The 3,221-nt window shown below is 57.4% G+C and carries 3 protein-coding genes and 2 pseudogenes; 2 read left to right on the forward strand and 3 right to left on the reverse strand.

Annotated features, from left to right (window positions below):
• Positions 1-259, forward strand: a pseudogene (locus I8N66_RS20865) (hypothetical protein); the annotation flags it as partial.
• Positions 260-591: 332 nt separating this feature from the next.
• The gene (locus tag I8N66_RS20870; RefSeq protein WP_291157216.1) at positions 592-894 is read left to right on the forward strand and encodes a hypothetical protein; all 303 of its coding nucleotides are present in this window, start codon (positions 592-594) and stop codon (positions 892-894) included.
• Between the two features lie 449 nt (positions 895-1,343).
• On the opposite strand, the pseudogene I8N66_RS20875 reads toward I8N66_RS20870, so the two are convergent.
• The 3 genes and pseudogenes from I8N66_RS20875 to I8N66_RS20885 form a co-directional block, all read right to left on the reverse strand.
• Positions 1,344-1,789 (reverse strand): annotated as a pseudogene (locus tag I8N66_RS20875) (fatty acid desaturase); the annotation flags it as partial.
• A 70-nt stretch (positions 1,790-1,859) separates the two neighbouring features.
• Positions 1,860-2,000, reverse strand: a complete 141-nt coding sequence (locus I8N66_RS20880) for a hypothetical protein (protein WP_291157218.1) — start codon at positions 1,998-2,000, stop codon at positions 1,860-1,862.
• A gap of 990 nt (positions 2,001-2,990) precedes the next feature.
• A complete protein-coding gene (locus I8N66_RS20885; protein ID WP_365887621.1) occupies positions 2,991-3,188 on the reverse strand; it encodes a hypothetical protein in 198 nt (65 codons plus the stop codon).
• Positions 3,189-3,221 lie beyond the last annotated feature (33 nt).

A 3,221-nucleotide genomic window follows, 5' to 3' on the forward strand; every position in this document is an offset into this window, starting at 1 on the left:
TTCCGGTCCTTCTCTGATCCCGCCCTTGGAAGTGGATCGCCCGAAGGCTATCCCGCAAAAAACGAAGCTGAAGCGCCAGGGCTCGGCGCGCCGTGGTCGTCCTATTGGCAGTCGGACGGATATCGCTACTCCCCAAGCAATTGACGACCTTGCCGCACTCGAAAAAGAGAACCGCCGTCTGAAAGCGCTGCTCGCGCAACGGCTTCGGCAGGAAAACCTGCTGCTTCAAGAAATGCTTGAACGCTTCGAGACAAACTGAACGGTGGATGCTGACCTTTGCTTCGAAGGCCAGCGAGTTCTTCGTAAGGACGATCCGGGAGCAACGCAGGGGGGGGTGGGCTTCGAAGCACACCCGGAAAAACGCAGATGAACGCCAGCTCTTCCTGATGTAGCCCCATAAATCCCCGACCTCGACAGCCATTGGACCTTCTAGGTACAGGGCGGCGCGTGTCCTCCATAAATCTGCTGGGCGCAACATCAATATGACCGCGCTGGCCACAGCGGGAATTGGCCGCGAACGTTTCTGAGCTGCGGCAAGAGCGACTACTCGAGATGCGGGCGCATGCCGAGAGGGCGGGCACGGTAGCTGATTTGAAGCTCGCCGAAGCTGTAGCCAGCGCAGTTGATTGGTTCGGTTTGGTGCTTATCATCGAGCCTCGAGCAGAGCATCTTACCGCCGTACCAATCTTTCCGATGGATATTGTTGGCGTAGCACGTCGAATTGGCATCGACGCGCGCCATCCGGCTGCGTCCTCCCCTGCAACGTCGCTTTCGAAGAGGTGTGGCCCGCTCGGCGGCGAAAGGCTATTTCGGTCCCTCGATCGCACCACCCTGATGGGGAACGGCTGGCAGGTGCGATTCATGCACGCGACTGAATTCGTTCAGGAGCTCTGACTCGAATCCACGATCAACTCCTCACTGGATCGGGGGGCCGTGTTCGTACACCTGTCTATAAGTTGCGGGTGGCTGCCGGCTCTTGGTAGTGTCGCCCTCTTATCCGGCGCGCCATAATGCATGCTTTGGCTAGCGTTTGCCCAGCCTCGCTCGCCCCGTGGCCCTAATTGAAAGAGAAGAGTCAGACGAAAGACCGACAAGTCCAGCGCCAATGGCAGCTTCGAGCGTCTCGCTGTTTCCAGCGAGCCCATGTTTTTTGGAATGATTCTCGGCCGCCCCGCGTGAGACGGATGGCGACACCCCATATCGAACACTGTGGAAGGCACCCAGAAGAACAAGAATTTTTTCGTCCAAGCTTTTCATTGTCTACCTTCAATCTATCCTGTGATGGAGGCGGCAATGACCACTAGATATGGCATTGAACCTATCTCCGGTCATCCGCGCGCTTAAACGGCGACATTCGTTACCATAGTGGAAATCCATGACAGGGCGCCGAAGCGAACCACTCCGAACGGCCGCATCTGTTTGAAAGAAATAGCCAGGCGGGACTGATGCGGCTAATGAGCCGTCCTCTTCGCGTGAGAATTTCGCATTCGGCGACGGCGGGCGTCGTGATGTCGCCGACACCACGCTCGTCCAGATTGTCTGCCGCGGCGTGGTGTTCGACGTGGGCGCAGCGCCAGTCGTAGGGTGTCAATGTCAGCACGCCGATCGCCCGGCCCTTCCAGTCATTCAAGCTGCGCCGGCCGAAGAAGGAACTGTGACCGCAGTCATCTTGAAGCATGAACAAGCGCAAGCGAAATCCCGCCGCAGGGGCGATAAGGACTATGCTGAGCCAGTGGCCGAAGTGCATGGCGGCCCACGTCCCTGCCCATAGCAGAGCAAATGGCACAAGGGCACTCGGCAGTCGGAAAGCTGGCTGGCTTTCTTCAAGGCGGTGCGCCACCGCCTCCGCTCCCATTGAGCTATTTCTGCTTCTTGCCGAGGCTGAGCCCGCTGTTGGCGAACTTGACCTGAGTGCCTTGCACGACGGCGGTCGGTGCCACGGTCTTGTCTTTTTTCGGCTTTCGAACTTCGCGATTGCTTCTTACTTGGCCTTTGGCCATCGGACACTCCTGGGTTTTCGGTTGATTGTGGGTTGCAGCACTTCAATGCTGCGGCATAACCCTGCTTTCAGGCCCACTCAGCAAGGACGAAACGTTGCACCACGAAGGCAGGAAGGCCTCGGGTCCCGTGCTGTCGATCTGAGACGCCTGATGCGGAGCGCGACCGCAGGTTCACCCATACTAATTCGCTGAGTCCGGCCGTGTTCGCGGTATACAGTCCCGCTGACCCTGACGAGATTACGTGCGGTAGTGTCGAGGTGAAGGTCGGAAGACACGCAGTCCTCCTTTCGTTGGGGCCAGGACATTAACGCCCCGAAGCAGCAGCGCCCTGAAAATGGCTGCTGAAGCTTCAGAGCATGTGCTATTTGACCGCCATACGCAATGGCCGTCGAACAACCGCGCCCAGATAAATGTGGCTATGACGTCTCGCCAAAAAACTTGAGATAGGTCACGCTGAAGGAAGCAATGTCCTGCGCATCAGATAGGAAGCAGGATGCGTCTCCTACTCGGCTGGCCCGGTGCCGTTTGCAGGCAATGTCTACACGCGTGATCGTTCTCGCCGCGTCCAACCGCAAAGCAATCCAGGATGCCGTCCGGGTGCTGGCTTGACGGATCACTTCGATCACATCAACGGGGTATGCTATCTGTTTGATCGGCCTGGGCTGCTTTCGGTGACGCGCTATAGCCCGTAAGGGCCGTCGGGGCGGGTCTGAAGGCCCAGACCATCACGATGCTCATGGAGACGATGAGAAGCGAGAAAACGAGACGACTGGACATGGCGCATCCCTCCTTGATGGAGCGCTGTGAATGCAGGATTGCCATTGTCAGTACGGCATTTCTGGCAATGAGACGCGCAAGTTCCATTTAAGGCCTCGCGGTCCGTGCGGTTTGGGAGAGATCGGATTGTCCGGTCGCCGCATGGCAACAGGACAACCGTACCACAATTTATCGGTACGTGGTCGCAAGGGGGCAGGCGAGGGAGTTTCTGTGTCAAATTACCAACTGCACTATGTGAGCAAAGGGCGTCATTGCCCATTTGCCGCTATTATCCTTTGCGGTTTTGTAGATGATGAAGTCGCGCCCCACGGTAAATGTTCCGTGCATGGTGATCTCATTGCCAGTCGAGAGAATTGCCCGAAGTTCGTTTGTGTGGCGCTGCTCAATTTGGCCACTGATCAAGTCGGCCAGGACCTGGTCAAAAGTTGCTGGTTGTGTGTCTGT

The organism is Ensifer sp. SSB1 (assembly GCF_016652895.1).
Classification (GTDB): Bacteria; Pseudomonadota; Alphaproteobacteria; order Rhizobiales; family Rhizobiaceae; genus Ensifer.

What these genes read in the sequence shown, in the direction of transcription:
- I8N66_RS20880 (WP_291157218.1), bottom strand. Translation starts at nt 2,000, where the DNA reads ATGGCCAAAGGCCAAGTAAGAAGCAATCGCGAAGTTCGAAAGCCGAAA.